The sequence below is a fragment of the Kitasatospora sp. NPDC085464 genome (assembly GCF_044541955.1).
Classification (GTDB): domain Bacteria; phylum Actinomycetota; class Actinomycetes; order Streptomycetales; family Streptomycetaceae; genus Kitasatospora.
The window spans coordinates 124,378-138,963 of sequence record NZ_JBITTM010000005.1; the positions used below are offsets into that span (position 1 = coordinate 124,378).

Here is a 14,586-nt window from a genome sequence, read left to right on the forward strand (position 1 = left end):
AGTGGCCCGGTAACGGGCCGATGTCCACGAGGATTTCACGTCCGGGGTCTACCCGCGTAGCCCCAAGCTCGCCACACTGGCGCACGCAACTCAGCATCTTTTCCGATCTGATGATGGAGCGTTCGCCATGGCCACCGCCGCGTCCATACGCCGGTTCCTGTCCTGCATACCGGCCGCCGCCGCCCTCGCCGCCGCCACCGTGCTCACGACCGGCACCCCCGCCCAGGCCGCCCTGCCGACCCCGATCTCCGCCGCCACCGCCCGGACCTACCTCGCCGCGATGCCCGCCACCGCCGAGACCCATGGCGACACCTACGACCGGACGCTGTTCCACATCTGGATCACCATCAGCGGCACCTGCGACACCCGCGAGTGGGTCGTCAAGCGGGACGGCAGCAACGTCGCGACCGACACCTCCTGCAAGGCCACCAGCGGCAGTTGGTCCTCGCCGTACGACAACGCGACCACCACCAACGCCTCGTCCTTCGACGTCGACCACCTGGTGCCGCTCTCCGAGGCCTGGGCCTCCGGCGCCTGGTCCTGGACCGACGCCCAGCGCCAGGCCTTCGCCAACGACGTCACCCGCCCCCAGCTGCTCCTGGTCTCCGCCAGCAGCAACCGCTCCAAGGGCGACCGCGACCCCGCCGAGTGGCTCCCCCAGGCCTCCTACCGCTGCACCTACGCCCGCGCCTGGGTGCAGGTCAAGCAGTACTACGGCCTCAGCGTCGACAGCGCCGAGAAGACCGCGCTCACCGGAATCCTCAACGGCTGCTGACCGCCCCGCACGGCGGCGCCCCGGTCCGACCCCACCGGGTCCGGCGCGGGGCGCCGTCGCGTTCCATGACGCCCCGTCAGCCGGGGCCTCGGACACCCCGGCGGCCGCCCGACCCACCGGCCGCGCCGGCCAGCACGCGCCGACGACGGCGAACCCACCGGCCGGGCCGACGAGGTGCCGACCCCGCCACCCGAACGCCACTCCCCGCGCGCCCTGCGGTGCCCGCGCGCCTACGGTGCGCCCAGGGGGGTCATCCGAGCGGAAGGCTGTTACTGGCATGGCGGGTAGATTCGAACTTTACGTGGACGAGAGCGGGATGCACCGGTTCCGGCTCAAGGCCAGCAACGGGTCGGTCGTGGTGACCGGGGACCCGGAGGAGAGCAAGGACGACTGCCTGAAGAGCATCGAGTCGATCCGCAAGCTCGCGCCGTACGCGGAGCTCAAGGAGGCTGCCGGGTCGATGTGAGGCCGGGGTGGCAGCAGCTGGAAGAGGACGCGGGCCGGCGGTGCAAATCGCCGACCCGCGTTCGCTTGTACGACAGATCCCTTTGGCCCGGAGCACGCCGGACACGGACAGAACACTGGCATGCGTGTCGTCATCGTCACCGAATCCTTCCCGCCCGAGGTCAACGGGGTCGCCCACAGCGTGCTGCGGACGGCCGAGCATCTGGTCCGCCGGGGCCACCAGCCCCTTGTCGTCACTCCCGCGCCGGCGCGGGGGGCGGAGTGCCCGCCGGAGACCTTCGGGAGTGCCGAGGCGGCCGAGATCCCCGTGGTGCGCATCCCGTCGATGCCGCTGCCGGGGTACCCGCAGGTGCGGATCGCCCTGCCGAGCCGGCAGCCGGCGGCCGCGATCGCCGGACACCGGCCGGACATCGTCCACCTGGCCGGCCCGTTCGTGCTCGGAGCGCGCGGCGGGCAGGTGGCGGCGCGGCTCGGAGTGCCCACCGTCGCCGTCTACCAGACCGACCTCGCCGGGTACGCGCACGCCTACCGGGCCGGACGCGGGCTCGGGGAGGCCGCCGCGTGGCGGCGGATCCGGGCCGTGCACCGGGCCGCCGCCCGCACCCTGGCGCCGTCCACCCCGGCCGCGCAGGACCTCACGGCACACGGGGTGCCCCGGGTGCAGCTGTGGCCGCGCGGAGTGGACTCGGCGCGCTTCCACCCCCGGCACCGGGACGAGGCACTGCACCGGGCGCTCGCGCCGGGCGGGGAGGTGCTGGTCGGGTACGTCGGGCGGCTGGCGCCGGAGAAGCGGGTCGACCTGCTGGCGGCAGCCTCGGCGCTGCCCGGGGTACGGGTGGTGGTCGTCGGGGACGGGCCGTCCGCGCCCGGGCTGAAGGCGTCGATGCCCGGCGCGGTGTTCCTGGGCCGCCGGACGGGTGACGAGCTGGCGCGCTGCTTCGCGACGCTGGACGTGTTCGTGCACACCGGCCCGCTGGAGACCTTCTGTCAGACCATCCAGGAGGCGATGGCGAGCGGGGTGCCGGTGATCGGCCCGGCCGCGGGCGGTCCCCTGGACCTGGTCGCGCACCACCGCACCGGCCTGCTCGTACCACCCCGGGACGCTGCGGCGGTGGCCCGGGCGGTGGCCGAGCTGGCCGGCGACCCGGCGCGGCGGGCCGCGTACGGGCGGGCGGGACGGGCGGAGGTCACCGCACGCACCTGGGAGGCGGTCGGGGACCTGCTGCTGCGGCACTACGCCGAGGTGCTGGCGGAGCACCGGGGGGTGTCCGGGACGCCGGGACGGGTGACGGCGGGGACGGTGACGGCAGGGACGGTCGTGCCGGGGCCGGTGACGGGCGGCGCGACGGACACCGCCGCCGCGAAGGACCCGGCGGCCGCGGACAGCATGCCGGAGGAGTTGCCGGCATGATCCCCGTCCCGAACGGCGAGGCCCTGACGATCGTGCGGCTCGCCAACTTCGTCACGCCCGTCTCCGGCGGCCTGCGCACCGCGCTGCGGCACCTGGGCAGCGGGTACCGGGCCGCCGGGCACCGGCCGGTGCTGATCGTGCCCGGCAAGCGGCGCACCGAGGAGGAGACCGGGCAGGGCCTGGTGGTCACCCTGCCGGGACCGGTCCTGCCGGCCAGCGGCGGGTACCGGCTGCTCACCGACCGCCGGGCGGTGGCCGCCGAACTGACCCGGCTCTCCCCCGACCGGCTGGAGGTGTCCGACCGCACCACACTGCGCTGGACCGGTGCCTGGGCACTGCGGCACGGGGTGCGCTCGGTGATGGTGTCGCACGAGAGCGCCGCCGGCGTGCTGCGCACCCGGGGAGTGCCCGGGCCACTGGCGAACGCCGCCGCCGACCGGCTCAACGCGGCAACCGCCCGCGCGTACGACTCGGTGCTGTGCACCACCGACTGGGCCGCCGCGGAGTTCCGGCGGATCGGCACGCCGAACCTGGCCCGGGCGCCGCTCGGGGTGGACCTGGAGGCGATGCGGCCGCTGCCACCGGCCGACCGGGCGGCGGAGCGGGCCCGGTACGCCGCCCCGGCGGAAGTGCTGCTGGTGCTCTGCTCGCGGCTCTCGGCGGAGAAGCGGCCGGAGCGGGCGATCGAGGCCCTGGCCGCGCTGCGGGCCCGACGGGTGCCCGCAGTCCTGGTCGTGGCCGGGACCGGCCCGCTGCGGGGGCGGCTGGCGGACCGGGCCGCCCGGCTGGGGCTCCCGGTGCGCTTCCTCGGACACCTGAGCGGGCGCGAGGCACTCGCCCGGCTGCTGGGCTGCGCCGACGTGGTGCTCGCGCCCGGGCCGGTGGAGACCTTCGGGCTGGCCGCGATGGAGGCGCTGGCCTGCGGGACACCGGTCGTGGCGAGCCGGTCCTCCGCGCTGCCCGGCCTGATCGGTCTCGCCGGGGTCGCGGCCGCCGACACGGGAGACGGATTCGCCACCGCGGTCCGCCAGTTGCTGGACCGGCCGGAGGGCGTCCGGCGGGCGTCCGCCCGCGCACAGGCCGAGCGGTACGGCTGGCCCGCGGCGGTGGCCGCGTTCCTCGCGGCGCACGGCGTACGGAACGGCGGCACGAGGGAAGGGGATCGGGATGAGCATGCTCGGCACCGGCCCTGACCGGCTGGCAGAAGACCGGTCACCGGCCGGCGAGCTGACGCGGTTCGTCGCGCTCGGTGACTCGCTGACCGAAGGAGTCGGGGACGCGGTGGGCGAGGCGTGGCGCGGCTGGGCGGCCGTCCTGGCCCGCTCGCTGGCGCCCGGGGGGCGGGACGTCGAGTTCACCAACCTGGCGTACAGCGGCGCGCTGAGCAGCGAACTGACGACACGTCAGCTACCGGCCGCGCTGGCACTGCGGCCGCAGTTGGCGGCGGTGGTGGTCGGCGGGAACGACACCCTGCGGGCCGGCTTCGACATCCGGCGCACCACCCTCGAACTGGACGCCACACTGGGTGAACTGTCCGGCCACGGCGCCGTGTTGCTGACCGCCTGCCTGCCCGACCCGGGCACCCTGCTCCGCCTCCCGGCCCCGCTCGCCCGCCCGCTGGCACGGCGGATGCGGGCCGTCAACACGGTGGTGCACGCCCTCTCCGTACGTCACCGGGCGATCCACCTGCACCTCGCCGAGCTGCCGTGGCTGGAGGAACGGCGGCTGCTGAGCGTGGACCGCCTGCACCCCAGCGCCGAGGGCCACCATCTGATCGCCCGCCGCTTCCACGCGCTGCTCGCCGAGGCGGGGCACCCCCTCGGCGCACCACCCGCCACCGCACCGGCCGAGCCCCCGCCGAGCCCGGCCGCCGACCTGTGGTGGATGGCCACCCAGGGCACCCGCTGGGTCGTCGCCCGCAGCACCGACCTGCTGCCCGGCCTGCTGGCACTCGCCGCAGCCGAATCCGCCGCCCGCCTGCGCGGCGCGAGCAGCCGGCACGACGAGCAGATGGCGCGGGCCGCGGCACAGGCGCTGGCCTCCCTGGGGTGAGGGGGCGGCGTGGCACCCGGCCGGAGCCGCACGGAGCGGCGGGGGGCTGCCTAGACCCATCCCTCGTCGAGGTGGACCGTCCAGATGTCTCCCACCGCCCTGCGCAGCTCGACCAGGGCCGCAACGTCCGCGACGACTGCCGGAGCGTCGGACAACCGCAATGGGGAGTCCGGCACGCCCTTACGGCCTTGTGTACGAATGAGGTCGGGGCGTGTTGGCCTGGCGGGTCGTCTGATGGGTGCTCACCTCTCGGCGGCGCGGTCGGAGACCAGGGCCGCTACTGCCGCGTAGGTCTCGTCGAAGTACTCGCGGCGTCCGAGGTAGCGCTGGAGGGTTCGCCACTGCTTGTGTTCAGCGTTGGCGTGCTCGACGCAGATGCGCTCCGAGGACTGCTGATGGCGGGCTGCGTCCCAGGCGGCGATGTCTTCGGGCGCGGCGCCCTTCTTCGGTTTGAGCGGCGGGGCTTGGACCTGGTCGGGGAATTGCTTGGCAAGTCCCCGGTAGCCCGCGTCGACCTTGGCCCTGACCTGAGGGTACTGCTCGAACAGCTCGCAGATTCCCTCGGTCTTCACGGCTGTCTGGTCGTGCATTCGGCCGGGTCGGAAGGCCCCGGCCCACAGGGTGCGGCCCTGCCTGTCAGTGACGACGGTGGCCTTCTTGGTGTTCTGCCGCATCTTGCCCGAAACGTAGGCGCGACTGCCTGGCTTGTTCGCCCGGGGTCGTCGAACCCGGACCTCCGTCCCGTCCAGCCGCAGCTCGACGTCCTCAGCCGCCGCATAGGCGAAGACGTCCGCGAGAGTGCGAAGCCGCCGGTCACCCTGCCCGGGAACAGCGAAGCCACGAGCGGCCAGAAGGGGACGGACTTCGTGGACAGCCCGGGTGATCGTGGAGCGGTCCACTCCGTAGAGCAGGGCCAGAGCCCCGTGCGGGAGCTGGAATCGCAGGACGACCAGCGTGGCGATGACCCGGTCGGTGAACACCAGCTGGTGATTCGGTCCCGCGCCAGCCGCACGCAACCGGCTGCGGCCTCGACGCTCGTGCATTCGGCCCTCCTCGGCGGCCATCCACGCCTCGGCCAACTCTGCGATCAGCGAACCGAGTCGACGGCGCTGGAGGCCGCTGAAGACACGATGGGACAAGGCCGTGCGGCCAAGGTGTTGCGTCACAGCAACACCCAGCCCGCACGGCCCCGCGCATGCCATGGCAGAAGCCTGATCGTGTCAGCGCGCCACGCTGTGGTGTTCCGGCACCGGCTCAACCCGAGCTCGGGAGGCCGGAGAGCAGGGCCGCGGCAGCTCTGTCGAAAGGTGCGATGCTACCGGCAGCACGACACAGGATGTGGGCGCCTTCGAGTGTGACGATCATGAGGGTGGCCAGATCGGCGGCCTGGGACGCGCTCATTCCGGCGTGGGTGAGTTTTCCGGCGAGTTCGCCGTCCCATCCGGTGAATGCTTCGGCCGCGACAGTGCGCAGGCTGGCCCGGTCGGCAATGGCCGCACCGCCGTCGACGGTGACCGCCGCGATTGCGCAGCCGCCGCCCCTGGCGGACGTCTGCACCACGGGGCGGACGTTGTCGAGGAACGCCTCCACGACTTCGCGTGGCGTGCGGGCCGGCAGCTCGTGCAGGTGGCCGCGGACGTCGTCGGCGTTGCGGCGGGCGGCTTCGAGCGCGAGCTGCTGTTTGCCGCCTGGGAAGTGGTGATAGATCGCCCCGCGCGCGGCACCACTCTCGGCCAGGACGTCGTTGAAGGTCATCCCGGCCAGGCCGTGGCGTTGCAGCAGTCCGATTGCTGCGCTGATCATGCGGGACTTCGTGTCCGCGGCCATCGCGACCCCCTTGACTAGTACGGACATCCTAGTCCATGCTCGCCCTACTAGGACGCACGTACTAGTAGGTGGGCTGGAAAGCCCCCGAAACCGGAGGTTCGTGATGGGCAAGACCTTTCTCTACACCGAGATCCAAGCGGCAGTGCCGTTCGATCAGTTCGACTGGCACCAGGTCAACGCGGCTCTGAAGACCGCGCCGGGCCTGATCCGCAAGACGTGGCTGTCCGGCATCGGAACCCACACCATCGGTGGCTTCTACGAGTTCGACAGCGCCGAGAACGCCCTGGCCTTCGCCCAGGGCCCCTTCGCCGAAGAAGCCCGCCGGGCCGGAGCCCCGGCAACGACACGACTGTTCGACGGCGACATCGTCAAAGACGCCAGTATCGACCTGAACTCGCCCTACTACACCTGACACCGCAGGGCGCCGCGGAGTCAGCTCTGGACACCGCCTCGCCCCACTGCCGGGGCGAGGCGGTCCCAACGGAGAGGCATCTCGATGAACATCACGCGACACCCCGAGAACACCGTGAGCTGGATCGACCTCGGCACCCCCGACACGGAGACGACGACGGCCTTCTACACCTCGCTGTTCGGCTGGACCGTCGCCCAACCGGACCCCAACGGCTACCGGCTCTGCACGCTGCGCGGACATCTCGTCGCCGCCCTGGGACCGGCCGAGGACGCAGGCGCACCCTACTGGACGATCAACGTCACCGTGTCGGACATCCAAGCCACCGCCACCCGCTTCACGGACCTGGGCGCCCAGATCATCGTGGCACCCACCGAAGTCGGGACACTCGGCCACTACGCCGTCGCTCTCGACCCCGTCGGCGCACCACTGTCACTCTGGCAGCCCGGCACCCACACCGGCATGCAGCTGAACCACGAACCGGGCACCTTCGCCGGCGTCAGCCTTCTGACCGACCACTCCGCGCATGCCGCCGCCTTCTACCGACCAGCACTGCACTGGAACTCCAACCCCCAGCACACCGAGTTCCGGCTGCCGGACAACTCCATCGCCGCCACCGGCAAGCCGCCAGGGAAACCGACAGTGCAGCGATCACTCTGGCTGGTCAGCTTCGCCAGCAACAGACCCGATGCCGACGCCAAGCAGGCTCGACAGCTCGGTGCGACCGACGTTCGCCAGGACTCCAACGGAGACGTGGTCATACGCGATCCCACCGGTGCTCTGTTCGGCCTTACCCAGCACGTACGGTAGTCCCGCTCCGCCCGGGACGCGTTGCCCCAGGCAATCGCGCACCATGTTGTTACGGGTGTAGACCGGCAGCTCGCCGTTGCAGCTGAAGGCGTGAAGCGATGCGGGAGCAGAGTCGAACCATGCAGGGCGGTTCTCCTCGGCCCACGCCGCCGCGGCGTCGACACGGTCCACGTGCACCAGTAGCTGCTCGGGAGCGGGTCCGCAGCTGAACTGCACCAGGAAACCCTGAGCGTCCACTGCCCACCAATCCCACATGAATCCGGGTCGGGGGTGCCGCAGGATCGTCGTCATGCCGTCACCGTATCCAGGCCGGGCAGGACAGCGGGTGGCGATGCCCCGCCATCGCCCGAGGTGGCGGAAGCAGTGCTCGGGGACGGTGCGGGCGATGCCGCGTCGGCGTGGGCGGACGTTGAACGGGCGTGGGCGCGCACTCGTGGGTGGCGTGGTCGGGTGTCCGGCGGAGTGGCCACGGTCACCCGACGGTGGTGATCGGTGCCGCGGCCGGACGGGAACCATGGAGGTGGCCCGGACTGTCGTGACCGGGGAAGCGTGCGGCGGAGGGAGCCGGGGTGGAGGCAGTCGGGGTGGAGAGCGCGGGCGCGGACGGTCGGGGTTCCTGGCGGCGGCCGGGGTGCTGTTCCCGGACCGGGACGGGCGGCTGCTGGTGGTGCGGCTGCCGTACGACCGGAAGCACCCGGTGGCGATTCCCGGCGGCGGGTGGGAGCCGACGGACCGGTCACCGCGGGAGACCGCGCTGCGCGAGATCGCCGAGGAACTCGGGTTCACGCCCCGGCTGGGGCCGCTGGCCTGCGTCGACTGGGCGGTCGACCACGGCCGCCCGCCGATCGTGGCGTACCTCTACTGGGCCGAGCCGCTGACGGAGCGGCAGACCGCCGCCATCCGGCCGGACGCGGCCGAGGTCGGCGGGTGGACGTGGCTGACCGCCGAGCAGGCGGGCCACGCGCTGCCACCCCTGCTGTCGCGCCGGGTGACGGCCTGTCTGCGGGCGCCGCGGACGGCCGGACCGCTGGAACTGGAGGGCAGCCGGCCGGCCGGGCACACCCTGCGGGAACTGCCGGCCGACGGCCCGGTACCCGAGTACCTCGGCCTGGCCGCCGCCCCGGAGCTGAACCCGGCGACCGCGCAGCGGCCGGCTCCGCCGCTGGACCCGGACACCTTCTACGCCACCCGACCGCGGATCCGGGCCAAGGCACGGGCGCTGTTCACCGACGCCGCCGGGAGGGTGCTGCTGGTACGGCTGCGGCCGTGGGACGGGCCGCGCGGGCGGGACCCGTACTGGACGCTGCCGGGCGGCGGGGTCGAGGCGGACCGGGAGACGCCGCGCACGGCGGCCCGCCGGGAGATCCGCGAGGAACTGGGCCTGGAGGTCGAGCCCGGACCGCTGCTCGCACTGGACTGGCAGCCGGGAGCGGCAGCCGATCCGGGGGCGGACCCGGCGACCGGGCGGGACACGGCCGTGCTGGTGTACGTCTACGACGGGGGCACGGTGACGGACGCGATGCTCGACGCGATCGTGCTGCAGGAGGCGGAGCTGGTGGAGTGGCGGCTCTGCGATCCGACCGAGACGCGCTCGTTGCTGACCGGGCCGTCCTGGGACCGGACGGCCGCCGCCTTGGCGGCCCGGGAGGGAGCGGGCGGGCCGGTCGAGCTGGTGCGCGGCCGGGCAGCGGGGTAGCCCGGGCGGCGGGCTCGCGGGCGGGCGGGAGGCGGGGCCCGCGGGCCTGTGGGCTACGGGGGTGGCCGGACCGATGAGTCACCGGGGGCCGGTTGGGACAGACTGAAGGCATGCAGAACGCGATCACGGAGGTGCTGGCCGGCCGTCGGGTGGAGTCGGTCAGCGGGGGCGGGCGGCTGGACCTGCTGCTGGACGGCGGGGTGAGCGTCCGGGTGGCGCACGAATTCCGCTTCGCGGCACCGTCGTTCGCCGCACCGGAGGAGGTCGGGCACTTCTTCCCGGCGCTGACCTTCCAGCCGAGCAGCACGCTCCTGGCGCTGGTCGGGCGGACCGTCGACACCGCCCGGATCACCCTGGCCGGCGGACTGGAGCTGGGCTTCGCCGGCGGCGGCGCGTTGTCCGTCCCGCCGCACGCGCAGCTGGCCCCGTGGACCGTGCTGGCCGCCGGGGACGTGGCGTGCGCGGGGCTGCCCGGCGGCGAGGTCCGCTGGGCCGAGCCGGACGGGACGCCGGGGGAAGAGCCCGGCGGGGCCTGAGCCACCGCCGGGGACTCCTCCGGTGCCCGGTGGCCGTCAGACCTCCAGGTCGGCCTCGATCTTGAGGAGCTGGTGGCGGGCCATGGCCAGGTTGGCGCGGCCCTTGTCCAGCGCGAGGTAGAGGAACAGGCCCTTGCCGGTGCGGCTGGTGAGCGGGCGGATCAGGTGGTACTGGCTGGACAGGGTGATCAGGATGTCCTCGATCCCGTCCCCCAGTCCGAGCATGTCCATGGTGCGCATCTTGGCGCGGACCACGTCGGTGTTCCCGGCCGCGGCCACGTTGAGGTCCAGGCCGCCGGGGCCGTCGAGGGTGGCGAGCGCCATCCCGCTGTTGTAGTCGACCAGGGCGGCGCCGATGGCCCCCTCGATGCTGGTCATGGCCTGCTTGAGTGCGCCGGGTGCGTCGGTCATCTCGGTAACTCCCGTTCGGTGGTTGGGTTGTGGCTGGTGTTGTGGTGTGTCGTGTGTGCTGTTGTGGTGCTGTTGTGGTGCTGTTGTGGCGTGTGGTGTCGTGGCCTGTGGTGTCGTGGCGTGTGGTGTCGTGGTGGTGGATGGTGTGGTGCGGCAGTGAGGTAGGGGGCGGGCGGGCCCGGGTCAGCCCACGTCGCGCGGATCCTTCGGCAGGAGGGCGTCGTTGAGCAGCCCGGAGATGCGTTGGGCGCTGCGACGGGCCTCCAGGTGCAGGCGGCCGACGTTGACGTCCGGATGTGCCAGCAGGGTCAGCACACAGCTGCCGCCGGCCGCGTAGGTGGCGACGTAGCCGTGCTCGCCGCGCACCAGCGACTCCCGGAACTCACCCTGGCCGGTGGTGTCGGCGAGCCGTTGGGCCAGCGAGAGCGAGGCCGCCGTCATCGCGGCCAGGCCGGAGGGCTCCGTCCCGTGGGTGTCGTGGGCGACCAGCAGGCCGTCCACACTGGCCACCAGGCCGCCTGCGAGGTGCGGGACGCGGTGCTTGCAGGCACGCAGTTCGGCGAGCAGCTCGGTCTCCAAGGCGATCAGTTGTCTCCTTCCGACACGCTGCTTGAGCGCCCGCCTCATGGCCGGAACGGCGGGGTCGCGGGCGGGGAGTGGGTCAAAGTCGGGCCTCCAGAAGGTCTCGGACCCGGGTCAGCAGCGCGATGTCCGGGTCGGGGACGGTCAGCGGGTGGGCCGCTGCCGGGGTGGGCTGGCAGTCGGGGCGGGCGGGGGTTCCGGCGTCGGCCTGCGCGGTGTACTGCGCCGGGGGCCGGGCGGCCGCGGCGGAGTACGCCGCGCCCGGGGTGCCGACCTGTACGGCACCGACGACGACGGCACCGCTCCTCGTGACCCCGCGCAGGGTGGCGCCGGGGATCCGGCGGTGCAGGCCGCCGGACGTTCTCCCGCTCGCGGCGGGAGCGACGGCCGGCGGCGCGGTCGCCGACCGGGCGGCACCCGGCACCGTGGTGTGTGGTGCGGTCGGATGCGGCGCACCACCGTGCGGTGCACCGGGGTGGGACGCACCGCCGTACAGCGCACCGGGGTGCGGTGCGGGGGGCGGCGGGCCCGGCGCTGGGGGCGGGGGCCCCGGCGCAACGGGCCCCGGCGCGTCGAGCAGTCCGGCGGCCGCCAGACGGCGGACGTCGGCCGTGACGCCGAAGCCGGAGCGGCCGAGCAGGCGGGCCAGGTCCGCCGGGGTTCTTCGGCCGTCGGCGTGGTCGATCAGCTCCCGGCGCCGCCGACCGGGCGGACGGTGGGACGGCAGGCGGTTGTGCTCCACCGGCCGGACCGGGGCGGTGTCGAGCTGCGCCCAGGGCCAGATCCGGTCGAGCAGCCGGCCTCGGCGCTCCACCTCACGGCGGAGCCGGTCCGGCTCGACCGTCGCGACCGGTCCGAGCCAGTGCCGGACGTCCGACTCGAACCGCCAGAGGCCGCCGCCCGGATCGGCGAGGACGAAGAAGGCGGCGTCGAACAGCGTTCCCAGGTGGCCGAGTTCGAGCTCTCCCCTGGTCAGCAACCGCCGTTCGACCAGGACGTCGCCGACCCGGGCCTGCGGGCCGTGGACGCGGACGAGGTCCGCCCAGTCCTCGGGAGTGATCCGGCCGCAGCCGGTGAGCAGGTCGGCCAGGCCGGGTGCGCGCGGGGACTCGGCGCCGGCCACCGCGCCGTCGACGAGGTGGAGGGTGCCGAGCGGACCGTGCAGGGCGCCGGTGGCGCGACGGCCGGCGAGCAGGGCGAGCGCCTCGCCCGGGGTCTTCGGTGCGGCGTGCTCCGTCGGGGGCGGGACGGTGCCGATGGCGGCGGTCACGCGGGCCACCGCCGGGAGGCGGCTTCAGGGGAGGATGCGGGTGCGGAGGTGGATCCGGATCCGGGTGTGGATCCGGGTGCGGGTGCGGGTGCTGATCCGGAGGCTGCGACAGGACGCGTCGGCGGCCGAAATGCGACGGGCAGCCGGAGGGGTTCGGGTGTCATGGACGTCGGGTTCACCCCAGCACCAGCTCCTCGGCCAGCGCCTGGAGGCGGAAGCGGGCGACGGCGAGGTTGCCCGCCGTACGGTCCAGCCAGAGATGGAGGACGAGCCGGCTGTCGAAGACCGTGTCGATGAAGCGGATCAGGTGGTAACTCCGGCCGGCAGTGACGATGATGTCCTCCAGCGGGGACCGCCGGTTCTCCGCCGCCGTGAAGGTCTGGCTCTCGACGGCCGCTCGGACCAGGTCCGTTGCCTCGGCGGCGGACGTCTCGTGCTCGCCCGTCGGGCTTTCTCCGACGCTGCCGAGGGCGAGCCCGCTACTCCAGTCGACCAGGCTCGCGGCGCGGGCTCCGGCGATTTCCATCGCTCCGGAGAGGCATTCGTCGATACCCGGCACACCGGCTCCTTCGCGGGGTCTGGGCGGCCGGGCGCTCTGCGGCACCGACCGGATCGCCACCAGCAGTGGCAGGTTCGACACGGAAGGCTACTGCCGGGGTTCAGTCTGACGAACGTTCCAATGGCATATTCACATCATTAGCGGCTGGTTCCAGCCAAGGTATGACGATTCATCAGACCGGCCAGGGTGGGCAAACCCGCTGGCCCGCCCACCGTTCGGGAACGGTGCTCATCGGCCACCTGGCACGGGACCTTGGCCGATACCGGGCCGACGGGGAGGGTTTCGAGCCCTGGAATGCGATAAAGGGACGAACGCGCGAGAGGCGAACACCTGAGCTCTGGCCATGAGCGGCGCTCATGTCGAACGCGATGAGGCGCGCTCATGGGCGGCGCCATGAGGCGCGCTCATGGGCGGCGCCATGAGGGGCGCTCATGGCGGCCCTCATGAGGAACCGCGGTGAGGCGGGCTCATGGGCAGCGGCCATGAACAACATGCATGACGAAGGGGCTCGTTCCGCTGGACGGAACGAGCCCCTTCGAGTGGAGCGCCAGGCCCGGATCGCACGGACTCTTCCTACTGAAAGTAGGACGTGCTCTGGTAGCACCGCTGACGCATGTTCGAGAGATTCGCTCTCCGGAAGATCACTTCCTCTCGACGGACAGAACAGTAGCAGGTCATCGGGCCTGCTCAGAAATCGAGCCGGACGGATCGTGGCTGGTCGGCCCGGTACCGCCCGAGGGGGTGCCACCCGCTCAGGCCTGGCCGACCGCCTCGGCGAGCAGGCGGTAGGAGTCGAGCAGCGCAGCACGGTCGTAGGTGCTGGTGGTGACCAGGAACTCGTCAGCCCCGCTGCGCTCGACCAGCGCGGCCAGCTCGGCGGCGGCATCGTCCGGGGTGCCCGCGATGTGGCCCTTGAGCGACTGCTCGTAGGCGGCCCGCTCCCGCACCGTCATCGTCCGCGCACGGATCTCCGCGGCCGGGGCCAGCGGCGGGAACTCGCCGTGGGTGCGGGAGTACGCGCCGGACCAGGCCTCCGGGACGAGGAGCTCGTGGGCCCGCTCGGCGGTCCCGGCGACCGCGATCGTGCCCGAGACCACCACGTACGGCTCGGCGGCCTGCGCGGAGGGGCGGAACCGGTTGCGGTAGCGGTCGATCGCCGCGAGCATCCGCTCCTCCCCGCGCGCGGCGGCGATGACCAGCGGCAGCCCGGCGTCGGCGGCCAGGTCGGCACCGGCCCCGGTGGCCAGCACGAAGGCCGGAACGTGCAGTCCCTCCGCGGGCCGGGCATGGACACCGCGGTGCGCCTGCTGCGACCCGTCGAAGTAGCCGAGCAGCTCGGCCAGCTGGGCGCCGAAGTCGTCCGCCGCGTCCTTCTCCCGCCCGAGCGCCCGGCGGACACCGTCGGTGAAACCGACCGAGCGGCCGAGGCCCATGTCGATCCGGCCGGGGAACAGGGCCGCGAGCACCCCGAACTGCTCGGCCACCACCATGGGTTGGTGGTTGGGCAGCATCACCCCTCCGGTGCCGACCCTGATCCGCGAGGTGGCCGCCGCCACCGCGGCGGCGAGCACGGTGGGTGCCGAGCCGGCCACCCCCGGCACCCCGTGGTGCTCGGAGACCCAGAAGCGGTGGTACCCGAGCCGCTCGGCCTCGCGGGCGAAGTCCACCGTGTCCCGCAGCGCCCGGGCCGGCTCCTCACCCTGGCGGGTGCGGGAACGGTCGAGCACGGAGAGCCTGGTGGTGGGCACGGTGCTGGTCACGTGGGTGGACAACACCTGCCTGT

The 14,586-nt window shown here is 73.3% G+C and carries 16 protein-coding genes; 9 read left to right on the top strand and 7 right to left on the bottom strand.

The window, feature by feature from the left end:
- Window positions 1-127: 127 nt before the first annotated feature.
- The 5 genes from ACIGG8_RS06285 to ACIGG8_RS06305 all read left to right on the top strand — a co-directional run bounded on the left by ACIGG8_RS06285 (window position 128) and on the right by ACIGG8_RS06305 (window position 4,703).
- Window positions 128-775 (top strand): HNH endonuclease family protein, encoded by a 648-nt coding sequence (locus ACIGG8_RS06285; RefSeq protein WP_396546086.1) that lies wholly within the window; start codon window positions 128-130, stop codon window positions 773-775.
- Window positions 776-1,076: 301 nt separating this feature from the next.
- The gene (locus ACIGG8_RS06290; protein WP_350526662.1) at window positions 1,077-1,241 is read left to right on the top strand and encodes a YegP family protein; all 165 of its coding nucleotides are present in this window, start codon (window positions 1,077-1,079) and stop codon (window positions 1,239-1,241) included.
- A gap of 120 nt (window positions 1,242-1,361) precedes the next feature.
- Complete coding sequence (locus tag ACIGG8_RS06295; RefSeq protein ID WP_396546087.1) at window positions 1,362-2,651, top strand: glycosyltransferase family 4 protein; 1,290 nt, start codon at window positions 1,362-1,364, stop codon at window positions 2,649-2,651.
- The gene (locus tag ACIGG8_RS06300) at window positions 2,648-3,844 is read left to right on the top strand and encodes a glycosyltransferase (RefSeq protein WP_396546088.1); all 1,197 of its coding nucleotides are present in this window, start codon (window positions 2,648-2,650) and stop codon (window positions 3,842-3,844) included. Before ACIGG8_RS06295 ends, ACIGG8_RS06300 begins: the two co-directional genes overlap by 4 nt.
- Entirely contained in the window at window positions 3,819-4,703 is an 885-nt protein-coding gene (locus ACIGG8_RS06305) for an SGNH/GDSL hydrolase family protein (RefSeq protein WP_396546089.1), read from the top strand. The genes ACIGG8_RS06300 and ACIGG8_RS06305 overlap by 26 nt, the downstream gene beginning before the upstream one ends.
- Before the next feature lie 242 nt (window positions 4,704-4,945).
- Here ACIGG8_RS06305 and ACIGG8_RS06310 read toward each other — a convergent pair whose 3' ends face one another.
- On the bottom strand, window positions 4,946-5,905 hold the full coding sequence (locus ACIGG8_RS06310; RefSeq protein ID WP_396546090.1) for a transposase family protein: 960 nt from the start codon (window positions 5,903-5,905) through the stop codon (window positions 4,946-4,948).
- A 52-nt stretch (window positions 5,906-5,957) separates the two neighbouring features.
- Window positions 5,958-6,530, bottom strand: a complete 573-nt coding sequence (locus ACIGG8_RS06315; protein WP_396546091.1) for a TetR/AcrR family transcriptional regulator — start codon at window positions 6,528-6,530, stop codon at window positions 5,958-5,960.
- Between the two features lie 103 nt (window positions 6,531-6,633).
- On the opposite strand from ACIGG8_RS06315, the gene ACIGG8_RS06320 reads away from it, so the two are divergent.
- The 4 genes from ACIGG8_RS06320 to ACIGG8_RS06335 all read left to right on the top strand — a co-directional run bounded on the left by ACIGG8_RS06320 (window position 6,634) and on the right by ACIGG8_RS06335 (window position 9,981).
- Window positions 6,634-6,942, top strand: coding sequence for a hypothetical protein (locus ACIGG8_RS06320; RefSeq protein WP_396546092.1), 309 nt, complete (start codon window positions 6,634-6,636; stop codon window positions 6,940-6,942).
- A gap of 84 nt (window positions 6,943-7,026) precedes the next feature.
- Window positions 7,027-7,749 (top strand): VOC family protein, encoded by a 723-nt coding sequence (locus ACIGG8_RS06325; protein WP_396546093.1) that lies wholly within the window; start codon window positions 7,027-7,029, stop codon window positions 7,747-7,749.
- A 631-nt stretch (window positions 7,750-8,380) separates the two neighbouring features.
- Window positions 8,381-9,445 (top strand): NUDIX hydrolase, encoded by a 1,065-nt coding sequence (locus ACIGG8_RS06330; protein WP_396546094.1) that lies wholly within the window; start codon window positions 8,381-8,383, stop codon window positions 9,443-9,445.
- A gap of 110 nt (window positions 9,446-9,555) precedes the next feature.
- On the top strand, window positions 9,556-9,981 hold the full coding sequence (locus tag ACIGG8_RS06335) for a DUF6188 family protein (RefSeq protein ID WP_396546095.1): 426 nt from the start codon (window positions 9,556-9,558) through the stop codon (window positions 9,979-9,981).
- A 36-nt stretch (window positions 9,982-10,017) separates the two neighbouring features.
- Here ACIGG8_RS06335 and ACIGG8_RS06340 read toward each other — a convergent pair whose 3' ends face one another.
- The 5 genes from ACIGG8_RS06340 to ACIGG8_RS06360 all read right to left on the bottom strand — a co-directional run bounded on the left by ACIGG8_RS06340 (window position 10,018) and on the right by ACIGG8_RS06360 (window position 14,563).
- Window positions 10,018-10,392, bottom strand: coding sequence for a hypothetical protein (locus ACIGG8_RS06340; protein ID WP_350526656.1), 375 nt, complete (start codon window positions 10,390-10,392; stop codon window positions 10,018-10,020).
- A 183-nt stretch (window positions 10,393-10,575) separates the two neighbouring features.
- Window positions 10,576-10,971, bottom strand: a complete 396-nt coding sequence (locus tag ACIGG8_RS06345) for a roadblock/LC7 domain-containing protein (RefSeq protein WP_350526655.1) — start codon at window positions 10,969-10,971, stop codon at window positions 10,576-10,578.
- An 82-nt stretch (window positions 10,972-11,053) separates the two neighbouring features.
- Window positions 11,054-12,244 carry a hypothetical protein gene (locus tag ACIGG8_RS06350; protein ID WP_396546096.1) on the bottom strand — a complete coding sequence of 397 codons (1,191 nt, stop codon included), beginning with the start codon at window positions 12,242-12,244 and terminating at the stop codon, window positions 11,054-11,056.
- 175 nt (window positions 12,245-12,419) lie between these two features.
- Window positions 12,420-12,803: a hypothetical protein gene (locus ACIGG8_RS06355; RefSeq protein ID WP_350524811.1), complete on the bottom strand. Its 384-nt coding sequence runs from the start codon at window positions 12,801-12,803 to the stop codon at window positions 12,420-12,422.
- A gap of 752 nt (window positions 12,804-13,555) precedes the next feature.
- Window positions 13,556-14,563: an MsnO8 family LLM class oxidoreductase gene (locus ACIGG8_RS06360; RefSeq protein WP_396546097.1), complete on the bottom strand. Its 1,008-nt coding sequence runs from the start codon at window positions 14,561-14,563 to the stop codon at window positions 13,556-13,558.
- Window positions 14,564-14,586 lie beyond the last annotated feature (23 nt).